The sequence below is a fragment of the Anaerolineales bacterium genome (genome assembly GCA_003105035.1).
GTDB lineage: Bacteria > Chloroflexota > Anaerolineae > Anaerolineales > UBA4823 > FEB-25.
The window spans coordinates 73581-89680 of record PQAL01000011.1; the positions used below are offsets into that span (position 1 = coordinate 73581).

The following is a 16100-nucleotide window of genomic DNA, read 5'->3' on the forward strand; positions in this document are numbered from 1 at the left end:
TTGATATGAGTGGTGATCAACAAGTCTATCAGGATGCAATGAATAAGGGCCATTCCGCGGCCTGGGATCAGGAGTGGGAAAAGGCTTCATCCTACTATCGTATCGCCGTGGACGAGTTGCCTGAAAATTTCAATGCCCTTTCCAGTCTGGCTCTGGCATTATTTGAGAATCAAAAATTCGCTGAATCGAAGGAATTTTACTTGCGGGCAGCCAGAGTATCACCGAACGATCCACTCCCGGTGCAAAAAGTAGCTGAGATTGAGGAACGCCTGGGGGACCTGGACAAAGCCATCCGAGCCTATCTGGAAGTTGCTGAGCTTTATGCACGGAACAAGGATATTGAGAAAGCTGTTCAAAGCTGGTTACGGGTAGTGGCTTTAAATCCCGAAATCATGGCAGCACATACGCGCCTGGCAATGGTCTATGAGCGTACGGGGCGCAATTCCGACGCCATGGTGGAGTATATCGCTATCGCCAGCATCCTGCAGAGCCAGGGAAACATCCCCAGGGCTGTTCAGACCATGCAGCATGCTTTGGAAGTCGTCCCTGGCAGCAAGGAAGCCAGCCTAACGCTTGCTTTATTACAAAGTGGGAAACCCCTTCCCCGTCCCAACCGGCCGCGCGGCGGGACAGGTCCTTTGAGAATGTCACAAGTCGTGCAAGCTGGTGCTTCAAGAAGTGAGGATAAAAATCGCACACGGCTTGATCCAATCCAGGAAGCCAAGCAAAAGGCCATGACCATCCTGGCCCAATTATTATTCGAGCAAGAGGAGGCTCAGGAAACACAAGCCAGGAAGGGACTGGCTACGATCGTCAAAGGTAAAGGGGCTGACGATTTAATGGAGTATGACCAGTCTAAGGTCATCTTGCACCTTAGCCAGGCAATTGACTTACAATCGCATGCCCAGGATAAGGAGGCAGCCCTGGAGCTTGAGAAAGCTATGGAAGCGGGTCTCCAGAGCTCAGCTGCTTATTACGTACTAGGCTTCACCCAATCTAAAAGTGATCAGCTCGAAAGCGCAGTAAATAATATCCGAAAAGCGGTTCAAAACGAGCTTTTCGATCTGGGGGCCAGGCTGTTATTAGCCCTTACGCTTTACAAGATGGATAAGATCAAAGAAGCTTCAATAGAATATCTGGAAGCGTTACGCATTGCCGATACGGAAAGTGTCCCAGCTGACCAGTCGGAAGAGTTATCGCAGCTCTATGAACCGTTAATCGAATCGTTTTCCAGCCAGGCAGATGTCAAACTGCAGAAACGGATATGCGAGAATATCAGCAAGATGCTGATCCGCCCTGACTGGAAGGCACAAACGCAAGCCGCACGCCAGCAGCTGCCCGCCCAGCCTTCGGGCTCTGCACCGATCCCACTGGCAGAAATGCTCACGGAGGCGACTAGCGGACAACTCGTAGAGTCGTTGGCTAAAATCAACCAGCTTGCCCAGGCAAATAAACTCTTATCGGCCATGGAGGAAGCATACTATGCCTTGAGGTTTGCCCCTAACTACCTTCCACTGCATATATGTATTGGTGACCTTCTTCTCCAGGAAAATCGAGTGCCAGAAGCAGTTTTGAAATATTCAATTGTGGCGAAAGATTATAATGCCAGAGGGGATACCACCCGGGCTATCAACCTGCTTCAACGCGTATGCGAGATCAATCCGGTAGATATGGATGCACGCACGACCCTGATCGATCTGCTAGCCACGAATGGTAGATCTCAGGAAACCGTCCAGGAATACATAAAACTTGCGGAAGCCTACTACAGCCTGGCTGACCTTACCACTGCCCGCAAGACATATGCCAGTGGTTTCCGTTTTGCACAACAATCCAGGGTGGATCGCGATATTAAGGTGAAACTGCTTCACCGCATGGCAGACATTGATATGCAAAGTTTCGATTGGCGCAATGCCATTCATGTATTTGAGCAGATACGTACACTGGAACCCGATGATGCAAAAGCGCGCGACATGTTATTTGAGCTAAACATTCGCCTGGGCCAAAATGATCAAGCCATATCTGAATTAGATAATTACTTGAACCATCTTATCAGTGTTCACCGGACTACCGAAGCCTTGGATTATCTCAACGCCAAGATCACGGAAAACCCCACTCAGCCTACCCTATATCGACGCCTCGCCGAACTTTATCGCTTACTGGGCCGCAAAGAAGATGCGATCAGTCAGATGGAAATCTCGAAAGATATGTACTTGCAGGCAGGTAACCGCAAGGCTGCCATTGAAACGTTGATGACTGTCCTGGCTCTCGAACCTGCCAATGCCAGTTATTACCAACACATGCTGGTTGAGCTGGAAGAAAAAGAAAAACAAGAGAAGTAAACCAGCTAGAAAAACAGCACATATTCGGCCCCTCATGGAATTCAGGCAGGCGCTTCATTTGAAATTAAGCTTAATGCCTAAATACTTATTAGGCGCTACAGCGCTTACAAACAGCATACATGCTGGCCTGCTGATCGAACCAAGGTGCAACTGACTTCAATAGACGGTACTTCTGTCTGCCAGGCATGATCTGCTGTGATTAATCCCCCTAAACCCATCCTGCAATCAATAAGCCCACACCAATAATGAATAGCACCGATAGGATTAATCCAATCACGATGGCAAGGGTCACACACGATCCAACCACGTTCCGAGCTGTGTCTGTCATGAGCTACCTCCCGGTGAATTGTAAACCACCTGACTGAGAGCGGCAATGAAATTCAAGGATAATATGCGTTAAAATACAACGGTGAATGAGATAGCTTTGATTCAAGCAGCCAGGGGAGGTGACCTTGACGCTTTTAACCGCCTGGTTTTAGCTTACCAGGATTTAATCTATAATCAGGCTTATCGGATGATCGGGGAGGAAGAAACAGCCGATGATGCCACCCAAAATACATTCATATCAGCATATAAGCATCTGAATTCCTTCCGCGGTGGCTCCTTTAAAGCCTGGCTCCTAAGGATTGTGACGAACACCTGCTATGACGAGCTACGGCGACGAAAGCGCCGCCCAACAGTGCCACTCGAACCCCTGGATGACACGGGCGAGGAGGTCGAATCACCCCGCTGGATGGAGGACCCAGCAGATCATCCCGAAGAGCAGGTACAGCGCCTCGAGTTGCAAAAGGCGATACAACACTGCCTGGATAAGCTGCCGGATGATTTCCGCGGGGCAGTAATCATGGTGGACATTCAGGGATTGGATTATTCAGAAGCTGCGCTTTCGATGGGTAAACCGATCGGGACGATCAAAAGTCGACTGGCACGCGCCAGGCTACGCTTGCGGGATTGTTTGAATAGTTTCGCGGAACTTTTACCGTCTGAATTTCGTCTCGAATAAGGGTGAAAGATGAAGAACCAGATGACTACGCGTGATATCGAGCTGCTTTCAGCTTACCTGGATAACCAGCTGAGCAGCAAGGATCGCGCTCACCTTGAAGCACGCCTGACCGCGGAGCCTGAGCTCAGAAAGGAGCTCCAGGCTCTCGACCAGACGCGCCAGTTATTACGCCAGCTTCCCCGCCATCGCGCCCCACGGAATTACTACTTGAAGCCTGATATGGTGACCAGGCCAGCACAAGCGTTGAAGCTGGCACCAATATTTGGCGTTGTTTCAGCGGTCGCTAGCGTACTACTGGCTCTGGTGATGATCGGTTCCCGGCTGGCCACCCCCACTTCTCAGGTGGCATTAGCCCCAGCCCAGGCCCTTCCCAGTGAAGCGATAACTGTCCAACAGGAAGTTGCTCGCAGTGCACCTGCGGAAGAATCACCCACCGAGGCCCCGCCTGTAGTTGCCATGGGTGCTCCAATCCTGGCCACATCTACACCGTTTGCGCCACCCGAAGGAACAGAGCTGCCTGGAGCTCCCACGCCTACTACGATCTACTTGTTTGCCTTCCCACCTACCTCGACCCCGGAAGCTGGCATGTCCATCGCAGGGCTCCCAAGTGAAATTCCCACCCTCAGCTGTGAAGAGTATTACGACACAGGACCTTTGCCTGATCTACCGGCACTATTTTATTGCCCCACCCCCACCACCAGCTTTTCTGAATTGTTCGAAAGCATGCCGGCCCAGGATGCGCTAACTCCAACACTCACCACCACTCCTGAGCATACTGCGACTCCTTATCCCACGGGCACATCGACACCCACAGAAACACCCATACCTACCGACACGCCATCACCGTCTGCCACTCCAACCCCTTTCTATACTTCTACCTCACTACCAGCATTAAAGTCAATCCCACCAGCCGCGGCAGATAATACTGGGGTGAGCTCACCGGCAGCACCGCTGCTTGGCGTGGCCAATCCAACAACAAGTGCAGCAACTGAAGCTCCAGCTTCGTCAGCAGGTGGCTCAATTCTCAGCTATGTCATGCTTAGTGCAGAAATCAGCCTGGCAGTTATCATAGTCGTTGCAGGTATTCTGGCTATTATCCTGCGTTTCCGGGCACGGGATGGCTGATAATTCAATACAGTTCTGCCAGCGTTGCGGCACTCCACTCATCACGAAACATCATTCCGGAAAACTGAGGCCCATTTGCCCGGCTTGTGGCTGGGTATATTTTCCCGACCCAAAGGTGGCCGTGGTGGTCTTAATAAAGGAAAATGACCAGGTTTTGCTTGTTCAGCGTCGCTATGACCCGCAAAAAGGACATTGGACCCTGCCAAGCGGATTTGTGGATGCCGGGGAAGATCCGATGGAGGCTGTTGTTCGTGAATGCCTTGAAGAAACCGGCCTTACGGTTGGTGATGTTAGGCTCCTCGATGTTATTTACAGCAGTGAATACCCACGTGGGGCAAGCATCCTGATCCTATACCAGGCTCAGCGTATCGAGGGGGAATTGCGACCCGGGGATGATGCCCGCCAGGTGCGATTTTATAATCGGGATAATCTGCCTCCCCTTGCATTTTTGTCAACCCGTCACATCATGGATACATATTTTTAAAATTATGGTAGACTAGATTGTAATTATTTCGAAATTCGTCAAAGGTTTAGTAACAACTAAATAACCAAGGAGGAGAAAGCATGCGTAAGAATATGATGAAAGCCATATTTTTGATAATCGCAATTATTCTGTTAACTACTACAGCTTGTGGCTCAAAAACACCTGCCCCGACCCAAGCACCGGCAGAACCAACCACAGCCCCAGCGAAACCGACCGAACCTCCCGTTCCGACCGATACAGCCGTGCCCACCGGCTTGATCACCAGCTTGCCTGACCTGAAGAAGGCTACCGTTCAGATTGTAGCGGAAGGCACCTTCATGGATCCAGAATTTGGCTATATGGCCAACATGGCAGGAAGCGGTTCGGGCTTTATCATCGATCCCTCCGGCCTGGCTGTCACCAATAATCACGTGGTGACCGGCGCTGCCTTGCTCAAAGTATATGTGGGTGGCGATACCACCAAATCTTATAATGCCAAGATTTTAGGTGTATCCGAATGCTCTGACCTGGCCGTGATTGATATTGAGGGAGCTGGCTTTTCTTATCTTCCCTGGCACGATGGCACTGCTACTGTAGGCCTTGAAGTCTACACAGCCGGTTTCCCCCTCGGTGACCCTGAATTTACCATGACGAAAGGCATCGTCTCCAAGGAAAAAGCCAATGGCGATACGTCTTGGGCTTCAGTTGACTCAGTTATTGAGCATGACGCAACCATCAATCCAGGTAATTCAGGCGGACCATTGGTGGATGACAGTGCCAAGGTGGTTGGGATAAACTATGCAGGGGTCAGCGATACGAAACAATATTTTGCCATTGACCGCGGCACAGCCCTCCCTGTGATAGACCAGTTAAAATCCGGCAAGGATGTAGACTCGATCGGTATCAATGGCCAGGCGGTATATATTACCGAAGATGGCTCCCTGACGGGTATCTGGGTTGCCTCAGTAAAGTCCGGCTCACCGGCTGATAAGAGTGGGGTCAAACCTGGCGACATCATCACCAAGCTGGAGAACCTGTCCATGGCTCAGGACGGCACCATGAAGGATTATTGCGACGTGCTTCGCACACGCAACGTGACAGACACGATGGCATTGGAGGTTCTTCGCTGGGATACCCAGGAAGTCCTCGAAGGTCAGCTGAATGGCCGCCCCCTTGAAGTATCATATCTCTTGGGATCATCCGATACAGGCGAGACTGCCACAGCTGAACCCGGAACTGGTACAGGCGGGACATATCCTACAAATTGCGAAGCATCCGATACTGCAGGCTACATGCTGTGTTGGGACGATACTTATAATCTGTCGGTGGATGTTCCTGACTATTGGATAGATGTGGATGGCTCTAAATGGAATTTCAATGGCACCGATATTGGTTATGCAGTGAGTGCAGCACCGAATTTGAGTGACTACCGCGATTATTATGGTGTCGAGGGGATGTTCTTCGGCGCATCCGATACCTTTGCCCAGATCGGCGGCTATGTTGAGTTCCTGGATTATTACGGGGAAGACTATAAAGCTAATTGCACCTTGGTCGGCCGATATGATTACAACGACGGTGTATACCGTGGCAAGTACGATCTCTACACGAAATGTGGTGGGGCTGATGGATACGACACCTACCTGCTCAGTGGGGTAGATATCGTTGACCCGACCTCCAAGATCATCATGGTCGAAGTAACCATCCTGGCCGATGATACCGCCACCATCGATCAGATCATGAATACGTTTTACGTGTACTTTTAATCTGAGTTAGCACGAAAAAGGCCGGGCGATTGCCCGGCCTTTTTTATTTTAATACAACAAAAGTCAGGCTTGCCGAGCTGTGATTTCCTGCACGATCATAGGCTTCAAGGCGTAAGGTATGTTCTCCAATGCGGCCATCCCACAGCAAGGCATAAGGGAATTCTTTGACGCTACCTACCAGGATATCATCGAGATAAAAATTAACTTTTTCCAGGCTGTGATTATCAGATGCGGAAGCACTCAGCATGATTCGATTAACAGCCCCTATACTGAGTCGTTCACCATCATCAGGTGCTGTGATCACGAGCTCAGGTACAGTGTTGTCAATGGTTACTGGAATAATGGATTGCTCCACGCGCATATCCTGCCTGACTACCATGAGCTGGATGGTATACACGCCGTCCAGGTTGTTAGTGTCCCAGGTACCCAGGGTACCTGAGTAAACCGGAGTATCGACAGCCTCGCCGATCTGTAACCACTCGTGCGGGTTCAACCCCTGCCCCACCTGGATGCGGTAATATGAAAAGTCTGGCCCTGCTGCAGTACCGGTCAACACCACCTGCCCACTGATGTAATCGAACATCTCCAGAGAAGATATGCTCACTTCCTCGTTAGTGGATGGGCTGGCAGGGAAGCCGTCGTATTGCTTGGGTGCAATTTCGACACCGGCCTGCCTGGCCCACGCTTCAGCGTCCTCCGGGATGTCCATATACACCCGCGGCTCAACCAATGACGCAGGTGTGAATAGGGTGGCTAGCAAACCCGTCTCGCGGTCCACCCCGAATTCCTGAAAAAGACGATCTGTCTCCGTGGGCTCAGTCCCTTCCAGGAAGATCTCTGGAACAATCACCGGGCATAGCGACGTGGGCAGCAACCCTGATGGTTGGCATACTTTCACTGTGTTGATGCCAGCTGGGATGTTGAAATTTTCCACAGGCACGTTTTGGACAGCGTATTCCATAATCGCGTGCCAAATCCCAGCAGGTACATCTTTGGCTAATTTATTACCCTGGTCATCAGAATCACCGACCCACACACCAAGCGCCAGGGATGGGGTGTAACCCATCGCCCAGCCATTCATTCCGTCGCCAGTTAAGGAAGTCTTAACTGCTGCCGGTCGTCCGATGGCAAGATATTCATTCATTTCTAGCCGAGATTTTTCATCGCTGAGAACATCGCTGACCATGTACGCAAGCTGTGGGCTGACAACAGCGATTTTCTTCGGTGTTGACCAATCGAGAACCTCCTGGCCAGAGGGATCTTCAACTTGTAATACACTGGTAGGCTCTAGTTTTCCTTGAAGCGCTACCCCCTGGCTGTTGATTGCTCCATTTGTGGCCATCGTCCCCTGGTTAGCCAATACACCGTAGATATTTATTCCATCCAGGATCGAGATCGATTGGGGCTCGATTTCATCCAGGTCGGCTTGGGCGATCAGCCTATCCATGCCTGTATTCAGGCCAAACAACCTTTCGGTCGTCCAGATGTTTTCCACGCCCACTTGCTGCTCCACCTGTGCACCTGCACCTGAGTAGTCATTGGCGAAGGCCTCCCGTAAGCTCACCGGTCCATGATAAATAACATCCTGTTCTTGCGGAGATGCCCGTCCAACGTATCTGGCTTCTTTGCCCTGCTCTGGAAGGTCCCACAATAACGTCGCCGGGCTCATGCCATACGAGAAGCTAGTCAGATAAATCAATGGGGATAGGATAGTGCCAGCCAGGTGACGGGCAGGATATGCCGGTGCTGTCGCAGCCTTATCGCCCCCAACGAATGCCAGTATCTGCCCATTCACGGGATCCAGGACGACCACCTCAACGCTCAGATCTCCGGTTTTTGTATCTCCTGTACTCTCAAGTTGTGGCATAAGGCTGGCTGCCTGGCAGGGGGAGCCGTCTGGTGCAGAAATCACATCCGATTTACCCACTAAACGCTCAATTTGGATCCTGCTGGCGCATTCAACTTGCACTTGCAGGTCTGCATCCAGGCTGGAGGTGATCTCATATCCACCCCGGTAAAGGCGTTCGAGGGGCATCACTTCACCAAGCTGGGCCAATATCAGGCTGCTGAATGCCGGTGAGATGGATTGCACTTCACCTGGCTGGGATATATATAGCTTTTCTACTAATGCCTGCTGCGCTTCAATGCCGGTGATCCAGCCTTTGACCAGCATCTTCTGGATAATCAGTTCTTGCTGCTGCTTGAGGAATTGAGCGCCTGCAGAAGGATCCAGAAACGGTCTTTCAGCCATGGCAATTAGCATGGCCGCTTCAGCCAGGGTCAGCTGGGCTGCAGGCTTTCCAAAGTACACCCTCGCCGCAGCATCGGCTCCATAGACTTGCTCGCTGAACTGGACTGTGTTCAGATACCACTCCAAAACTTGATTCCTTCCATAATCAGCAGTCAATTGAGCCGCCAGGATGCGTTCCCTCAGGTTTCGCCGCACAGAAGGCTCTTCATCTTCCAGCAACAGGTTGTAAGCCAGCAGCTGTGCTAGCGTAGCGTGGGTACCTTCCAGGATCCCAGTAAGACTGAAACCCGGGCTGTACTGAAAGCCCGGCTGGAATTCAAGGATAAGCCCATTGACCAGATAGGCTGGCACCTGATCAACTCCCGGCTGGCCGTTCGGGCCGACAAAGATGTATTGTTTCAAAGCAGCAGCTGGAGCTTCTAATTTAGCAATAACTTGCTGGTGGCTTCGGTCGAATATGCGAGTAGGTTGAAGTAACCTGCCATTGGGCGGTTTCAGCAGGCTTGAGACTACATTCACGGACGGTAAGTCACGCTTCAGGTTGGTAACGATCATCGCGCTTGCCACTATTACCGACACAATCAGCAGGCTGAAGATCAATGCTCCAATCACGCCGAGCTTGACACCCAGGCTTTGTTGGTTCTTCACGCGCCGCTGATGCCGGGATTTTACCGTTTGAGCAGTATTTACCATGGAAAACTTGCCAGCTAATTGGTATGCCTGTTGGTAGCTTGCTGCTGGGTTACGCGCTTCATTCTGTGGTCTGGCTCGTCGCCTGGCTCACCAGTTGCAGCAGCTCTATCGCCGACTGGCGGGTACCCTGGCTGACCTCACCCATCATCTGCGCCAGTTCAACCAGGCGATCTTCGCCAAGCACTACCTCCACCTGGGTCTCCGTCCGGCCTTCCTTGATCTGTTTCAGCACCCGCAGATGCTGATCGCCAAACGCGGCCAGCTGTGCCAGGTGGGTCACACACAAGACCTGGTGTTGGCGGGCAAGCTCCCAGAGTTTTTTCCCGACCACTGAACCTACCCTCCCGCCGATGCCCTGGTCGATCTCGTCGAATATCAAGGAGGGCACCTTGTCAGCGTGAGCGAGGACATTCTTGATAGCCAGCATCAGGCGCGATGTTTCACCGCCAGAAGCGATCTTCACCAGGGGTTTCAGACCTTCACCCGGGTTCGGTGCCACCAGAAATTCAACGTGTTCCAAACCGGTAGAATCAAATGCAACGCGCCTCCCATCGCTGAGCTGCACTCCATCGGAGGCCTGGCGTTCGGAAAAATCCACCTTGAACCTGGCACCTGCCATGCTCAGGTCCATCAGCTCAGCCTCTACGGCATGCTCCAGCTCGCTCGCTGCAGTATGCCGCTTGATGCTCAAGCTTTCACCAAGCTGGCCCAGCTTGCCAAGCAATATGCTTTCTTCCTTTTCTTTCTCAATGATCGCCTCGGATACATGCTCAATCGAATTAAGCTGCTTTTTAGCATTCACCGCGAAATTAATCACCGAAGCGATATCCGGACCGTACTTGCGCTTCATATTCTGGATCAGGTTTAAACGTTCCTCCACTTGATCCAGGCGTTGGGGATTAAACTCGACCGTCTCGAGGTAATCATGCAGTTCAGCAGATAAGTCAGACAGCTCCTCAAGTGTATTCTGAGCACGTGTAGCCATCTTCTCCTGGCTCGAGTCAAGCCGGCTGAGATTACCAAGCAAGCTGGTAACCTGCCCGATAAGGTCTGACACTCCTGGTGATTCAGGGCTGCCTTCATCGAGGATCTGCAAAGCTTCCCGAGCAGTCGAAGCGATGCCTTCCGCATTCGCCAGGCGGGTGCGTTCAGTCCGTAGCTCTTCTTCTTCGCTTATTTTGAGATGTGCAGTCTCAATTTCATCGATCTGATATTTCAGGATATCGATCTGGCGGGCTGCATCTGCCTCAGATTGGCGTAGCTCAGTGAGCTGTTTACGCAGCTGAACCAGATGATGGTACGTTTCCTGGTAATCTTCAAGCTCCTTCTCCACACGCGCGTAACTATCCAGCAGCCCCAGGTGCTGGCGGACGTGCAGAAGCGACAAGTGTTCCGATTGACCATGAACATCCACCAGATATTCCCCCAGCTCCCCAAGCAGATGGACGCTCACACTGCGTCCATTCACCCTGGCTACACTGCGCCCGTTATTCCTGATTTCGCGTCCAAGCGTCAGGGTAGCGTCACCCTCAAGCAGCCCTTCGCGTTCCAGGATCTGATGAATGGCATGGCCGGCATTTGCTGAAATCTCGAAGCTCGCTTCTACGAGAGCTTTTTCCGCACCAGCCCTCACCATGGTCACATCAGCCCGGCTTCCCAGGATGGCCTCGACAGCATCGATGATGATTGACTTGCCCGCGCCTGTCTCACCGGTGAAGATGTTCAATCCCGGATTAAAATCCAGGTCCAGCCGGTTGATGATGGCGAAGTTCTCTATGTGAAGTTCGCTGAGCATACCTAGCCGATTTTTATCCCCGATAATCGATAATACAATGTAGTAGTCATCAGCACGATATACATTCCCAGATAGATGACATCAAAAAGCGAAAAAAATGATATCAACTTCAGACCAACCGGGATACACCCGACTACAGCTGCGATGGTAGCTAAAATGAACAGTTTTTTTGAGCGCCTTTTGGCAGTGACCCTTCGGACGACTTCAGCAATGAAACCGCCAATTATGGGAGCAAGGAAAAGAGTCAATATAATAATATAGAAACCAAATCTTGCTGCAATCCATCCGCCAATCAGGCTGCCCAGATAGGATAGGACAGCTACGATCACGAACACCACCGGGTAATCATACCAAACAGACGTGTCGAAAATCTTCTGCTGCTCCTTGATGCATTCCCTACAGCGATAGCCTGTGGGCGTCAGGACGGCACACTTGGCGCAGATGGGTTTTTCACAGCGATTGCAACGTAAACTGGTCTCCAAGGTGGGATGATTGGCACAGTAAATCTTTGGTGATACGTCGGTCATAATTAACCTCTATCGATGGTTGGCAGTGGAAGGATTCTGGCTCATGTGAGGAGTCAGGTTTCGGTAAAAATAGCCCGGGTCTTGAAAACGCACAAATTTTACTACATGGGGTGAAGCGTATACCGCTACGCGGTCATCACTGGTCAAGCCGATCGGCACCTGCCCGTCGATGCTGAACACTGCCTGGTGATCCACGTTCACGGTGATGGACACCGAGGAGCCTTCCGCTAGGACAATCGCCCGATCGAGTGATAGGTGCGGTGCGACTGGTACCAGCAGGATATTCCGCAGCTCAGGCGGGAGGATTGGACCACCAGCCGCCAGAGCGTAGGCAGTGGAACCGGTGGGTGTGGCTGCGATCAACGCATCGGCGACGTATGTGGTTAAAAAGCGGCCATCGACCTGGGCGGTGACATGCACTGGGCGGATGATTTGCCCCCGGCTAACCACGACTTCATTCAAAACATCCCATCTACCCAACAGTGAATCTGCCCGCCACTGTTCGGCATTTAGCATCATACGTTTTTCCAACCAGTAATCACCAGCGATCAAGCGTTCCAGGTATTCAGGCCACTGGATTTTAGCGATCTCCGTCAAAAAACCGAAGCGACCCAAATTGATGCCGAGGATAGGGACGTTCGACGGACCTCCTAGGTGGCCGGCACGCAACATGGTGCCATCTCCACCCAGGGCAATCAGTACATCAAATTCGCCTTGCTTAACCTTGCGATAAATTGCCTCATCGTAGAGAAACCCGTGTTGCGTTTCCACTCCCCGTTCGTTCAGGAACCCGGCAATGGCGATGGATTCCTTCTCTGTATCCGAGAGGTTGGGAGCCCCGACAATGGCAATCCGGCGTATGGGTTGGTTATCTTCGGTCATCATCCCCTAATTATATCCTGAGAGCTTGGTCGCATACGGAACGATAACCACAATGCTTGCAGCGTTTTGCATCCTGGTGCGAACGCTTCACCTCTGTGTGGCTGCTGCGTTCCTGCATCTCAACGATCATTTTTTTGACGGCTTGCTCCAATTCCCCAGAAAAATCAATGGCGAAGGTCTTATCAGAATAATGGATGATCCCATGTGTTGGTCGCACGCCATAGGCATGGTTAACCAGCAGGCAGTATGCCGCAATCTGGTAGATGTGGGAATCATGCGGGCTGGCGGGTGCCCTTCTAGATTTCACCTCGACCGGTACAATATGCTCCCCCTGCCTCACCAGGTAATCCGGCTTGCCCGTCAATCGCAATTTCGGATCGTAGAGCGGTTTTTCAACTTTTCCCCATTTGCTGGTATCTATGTAGATCACCTTACCAGAAGGCAGCCCAGTCTGTCGCCTTTGCCGAGCGGCCAGGATGAAGAGCACGATTGCAATCATTACCAGCACAAGTGACAGATATAGCTTGATCATTCCCCACCCATGAAGATTATAGTATTGCCTGGATAAGCCAGATGACGACTGAAATCAGCGCAACTAATAACACCAGGTAGGCAGATGCCTGCAGGCAGCTGCTGAACATGAACGCCCGCGAGTGTTTCGCATGGATTTGCAGACCCCCGGCCAGCTCGGTTTTATTTTCTGGCTCGTAACCGCTTGACTGGTACCACCAGGCGCGATTGCAAAATACATAGGTGCCAATTTCCGAGGCACGGATAATCTTCATTCGTCCGGTTGGTAACCATCCAGGCGGGATTCTAGTTTTCGGATGCTGTCTTCCAGGTGCTCCTGGCGCAGACTGAGTGTGAGATCGCCCCGGGTACGTTCGATGATGCTGCGTGCCACATCAGTCAAGCGCCGTAATCCTCCCGTAATGGCATCGGGGTAATCCATGGTAACCAGAACTGCGTAGATGTCATCCATCTCACCGAGCAATCGCTCTGCTTCAGCCGGGTTATCCTTTAGCAGCATATCCAGGGCACGCCGGCGTAGCTCCCCCACCGCTTCAGCCAGTCCTTGCAAGTAGGTTGCCGGTTCCAGGAGTAGGTCTTCAGGTGCAGGAAAGTCATTGTTGTTGATCAAGGCGTACACCATGCTGGCTTCGGCGTATTCCTTGAGTGCATCCTGCGTGTACCCGGCATAAAAGAGATCTGGAAGTTCGGCAAGGTTTTGCTGCAGGGCTAGTACCAGCTGGCGGGCTTCATCGAGATGCTGGCAGGCGAGCTCATTTTCATCCCTATGCACGGCCCGAATGGCATTAGCACAGTGCCGAGTAAGCGTGCGCGCCTGGGTTAATGCCCGGTCGCGTTCACTCGTACATACCTCAAATGAATGGTGGATTTTCTCGGCAATTTCTTCCAATTTCTGTGGCATGTTCATCACTCTTTCGGGGGTACAGGCGGTCGGAAAAGAAAATCTGCCAGCGAGCCTTCGCCCGGTACCTTGATCTCACCGAAGGCTGCCTCATAGCGCGAGAGATTTTCAGCTAATGCCCTTTGCAACAGCTTGGCTCCCAGGGGAGACATTACCACCCGGGTGCATACGCGTGCAGGTGTGACTCCCGGTAGCAAATGGGCAAAATCGAATACCAGCTCAGAAGGTGAATGTGCGATACGCACAACGTTAGCATAATCAGTCTTTAGATCTGCAGGTACCTCCAGTGCAGGCGGAGGCGGAGGTGCAGGGCGGTTCTGTGGTGGATTAGTCATTTGGTTTTATCCTATGCATATTCAATTAAAAGAATTAAGGTGCGGAATGGCATTCCGCACCTTAGATACTTGTAATTAGAACGGGATATCAGCATCCTCCGTAGGTGCATTCCCCTCACCTGGCGGCAGGCTACCTTCATCATCGCCGCGTTGTGATAGGAATCGTACGGTCGACGCACTCACCTCGAAGGAGGCTGTCTTCGTGCCGTCCTGGCGTTCCCAGATTCGTGGACCGCCGGTGTTCGGGTCGGTCACTAACCGGCCTTCAACCAGTACCTTGCGGCCTTTCTTGAGGTATTGATTGCAGATTTCTGCTTGCTTACCCCACGTGGATACGCGCACCCAGATGGTTCGCTCCACCTTTTCACCATTGCTGCTGGTGAAATTATCATTAACAGCCACCGAGAAGTTAGTGACTGCCTGGCCCGAAGGTGTATAGCGCATCTCCGGGTCTCTGCCAAGATTTCCTACCAATATGATCGTGTGATATGACATGTGGGACTCCTTTCGTTACAGTGAGCGGTTTGATAGAAGTTCCGGATGAACGCCATCCGGGCCAAAGCCTAGAGATCACTCACTGGGCTTTACAGAACAATTGTACACTGTTTCAAAGAAAATAACAGGGATTCGCCCTCAGGTGATCATTCCTTCCGGAATTGCAGGCAGTAATGATGGAAAGTATTGCTCACCCACGCATTTCCCAACCCATACGGTGCCAGGCGCTGGTTATCCTGGCACCATATTTTTTCATCTTTCAGCAGGTAATCCTCTCTCAGGCTGTGTGCCAGGTCCCAAGCCAGAGGATAGATCCGCCCGCCTTTCTTGACATTTTTAACTATGATGGTCAGATAGGCTCCCTGGCGGATGAGTGGTTTCATCCCCTGGTAGATCATGCTGAGGTTAGCTATAAATTCGTCGTAGTCGTTGATGTTCCCAAGGTCTTGTGGGTCATCCGAGTAAATCACGTCGAGGTCAGGCGTTGAGCGCCGGATTTTTTGGGTACTGGACCCACGGGAGTGCAGCATATCCCAATATGGAGGTGAAGTGAGCACATAATCCACCAATGGGATGTTCGATTGCGCAGCAATCGAGACCACCTGCCTGGCATCGCCGGTGATGACTTTGCAGGTTAAGTGCTCTGTTACTTCGCCGAGGTTCTCTCTCTCGTCAGCGATAACCTGCCGGGAAATCTCTGCGTAGGCGGGGTTGAGCTCGATGCCATATGCACTCCGCCCGGTGCGTAACGCTGCCACTAGAGTGCTACCGGTGCCAGCCATCGGGTCGAACACCACCTCACCCTGTTTGGTGAAGAAGTTGATGAATTCAGCAGCCAGTGTCTCGGGGAATTTTGCCGGGTGGCGTAACACATTCTTCTGGCGCGGAGGTGGGTTGTGAATGAACCAGGATTTCTGGAATTTCAGCCACTCTTTGGGCGATAAATCATTAAGCTTATTGATGAAAGGATGTTTCGGCATGAGAGATATGGCTCTGG

The 16100-nt window shown here is 51.8% G+C and carries 15 protein-coding genes; 5 read left to right on the forward strand and 10 right to left on the reverse strand.

The window, feature by feature from the left end:
• Positions 1-5 precede the first annotated feature (5 nt).
• The 5 genes from C3F13_05730 to C3F13_05750 all read left to right on the forward strand — a co-directional run bounded on the left by C3F13_05730 (position 6) and on the right by C3F13_05750 (position 6693).
• A complete protein-coding gene (locus C3F13_05730; GenBank protein PWB54952.1) occupies positions 6-2339 on the forward strand; it encodes a hypothetical protein in 2334 nt (777 codons plus the stop codon).
• 409 nt (positions 2340-2748) lie between these two features.
• On the forward strand, positions 2749-3342 hold the full coding sequence (locus tag C3F13_05735) for an RNA polymerase subunit sigma-24 (GenBank protein ID PWB54953.1): 594 nt from the start codon (positions 2749-2751) through the stop codon (positions 3340-3342).
• Between the two features lie 9 nt (positions 3343-3351).
• On the forward strand, positions 3352-4467 hold the full coding sequence (locus C3F13_05740) for a hypothetical protein (protein ID PWB54954.1): 1116 nt from the start codon (positions 3352-3354) through the stop codon (positions 4465-4467).
• Positions 4460-4951: a DNA mismatch repair protein MutT gene (locus C3F13_05745; protein PWB54955.1), complete on the forward strand. Its 492-nt coding sequence runs from the start codon at positions 4460-4462 to the stop codon at positions 4949-4951. Before C3F13_05740 ends, C3F13_05745 begins: the two co-directional genes overlap by 8 nt.
• A 92-nt stretch (positions 4952-5043) precedes the next feature.
• Positions 5044-6693 (forward strand): peptidase S1, encoded by a 1650-nt coding sequence (locus C3F13_05750; protein ID PWB54978.1) that lies wholly within the window; start codon positions 5044-5046, stop codon positions 6691-6693.
• A gap of 43 nt (positions 6694-6736) precedes the next feature.
• On the opposite strand, the gene C3F13_05755 is transcribed toward C3F13_05750, so the two are convergent.
• The 10 genes from C3F13_05755 to C3F13_05800 form a co-directional block, all read right to left on the reverse strand.
• The gene (locus C3F13_05755; GenBank protein PWB54956.1) at positions 6737-9637 is read right to left on the reverse strand and encodes a hypothetical protein; all 2901 of its coding nucleotides are present in this window, start codon (positions 9635-9637) and stop codon (positions 6737-6739) included.
• Positions 9638-9695: 58 nt separating this feature from the next.
• A complete protein-coding gene (recN, locus tag C3F13_05760; GenBank protein ID PWB54957.1) occupies positions 9696-11432 on the reverse strand; it encodes a DNA repair protein RecN in 1737 nt (578 codons plus the stop codon).
• Between the two features lie 2 nt (positions 11433-11434).
• Complete coding sequence (locus tag C3F13_05765) at positions 11435-11959, reverse strand: hypothetical protein (protein ID PWB54958.1); 525 nt, start codon at positions 11957-11959, stop codon at positions 11435-11437.
• Between the two features lie 9 nt (positions 11960-11968).
• Positions 11969-12844, reverse strand: coding sequence for an NAD(+) kinase (locus C3F13_05770; GenBank protein PWB54959.1), 876 nt, complete (start codon positions 12842-12844; stop codon positions 11969-11971).
• Between the two features lie 7 nt (positions 12845-12851).
• The gene (gene cas4, locus C3F13_05775; protein PWB54960.1) at positions 12852-13373 is read right to left on the reverse strand and encodes a CRISPR-associated protein Cas4; all 522 of its coding nucleotides are present in this window, start codon (positions 13371-13373) and stop codon (positions 12852-12854) included.
• 16 nt (positions 13374-13389) lie between these two features.
• On the reverse strand, positions 13390-13626 hold the full coding sequence (locus C3F13_05780) for a hypothetical protein (GenBank protein ID PWB54961.1): 237 nt from the start codon (positions 13624-13626) through the stop codon (positions 13390-13392).
• Complete coding sequence (locus C3F13_05785) at positions 13623-14273, reverse strand: haloacid dehalogenase (GenBank protein ID PWB54962.1); 651 nt, start codon at positions 14271-14273, stop codon at positions 13623-13625. Before C3F13_05785 ends, C3F13_05780 begins: the two co-directional genes overlap by 4 nt.
• Before the next feature lie 5 nt (positions 14274-14278).
• Positions 14279-14608: a DUF3467 domain-containing protein gene (locus C3F13_05790; GenBank protein ID PWB54963.1), complete on the reverse strand. Its 330-nt coding sequence runs from the start codon at positions 14606-14608 to the stop codon at positions 14279-14281.
• A gap of 75 nt (positions 14609-14683) precedes the next feature.
• Complete coding sequence (locus tag C3F13_05795) at positions 14684-15103, reverse strand: single-stranded DNA-binding protein (protein ID PWB54964.1); 420 nt, start codon at positions 15101-15103, stop codon at positions 14684-14686.
• A gap of 146 nt (positions 15104-15249) precedes the next feature.
• Positions 15250-16083, reverse strand: coding sequence for a site-specific DNA-methyltransferase (locus tag C3F13_05800; GenBank protein ID PWB54965.1), 834 nt, complete (start codon positions 16081-16083; stop codon positions 15250-15252).
• Between the last annotated feature and the right edge of the window lie 17 nt (positions 16084-16100).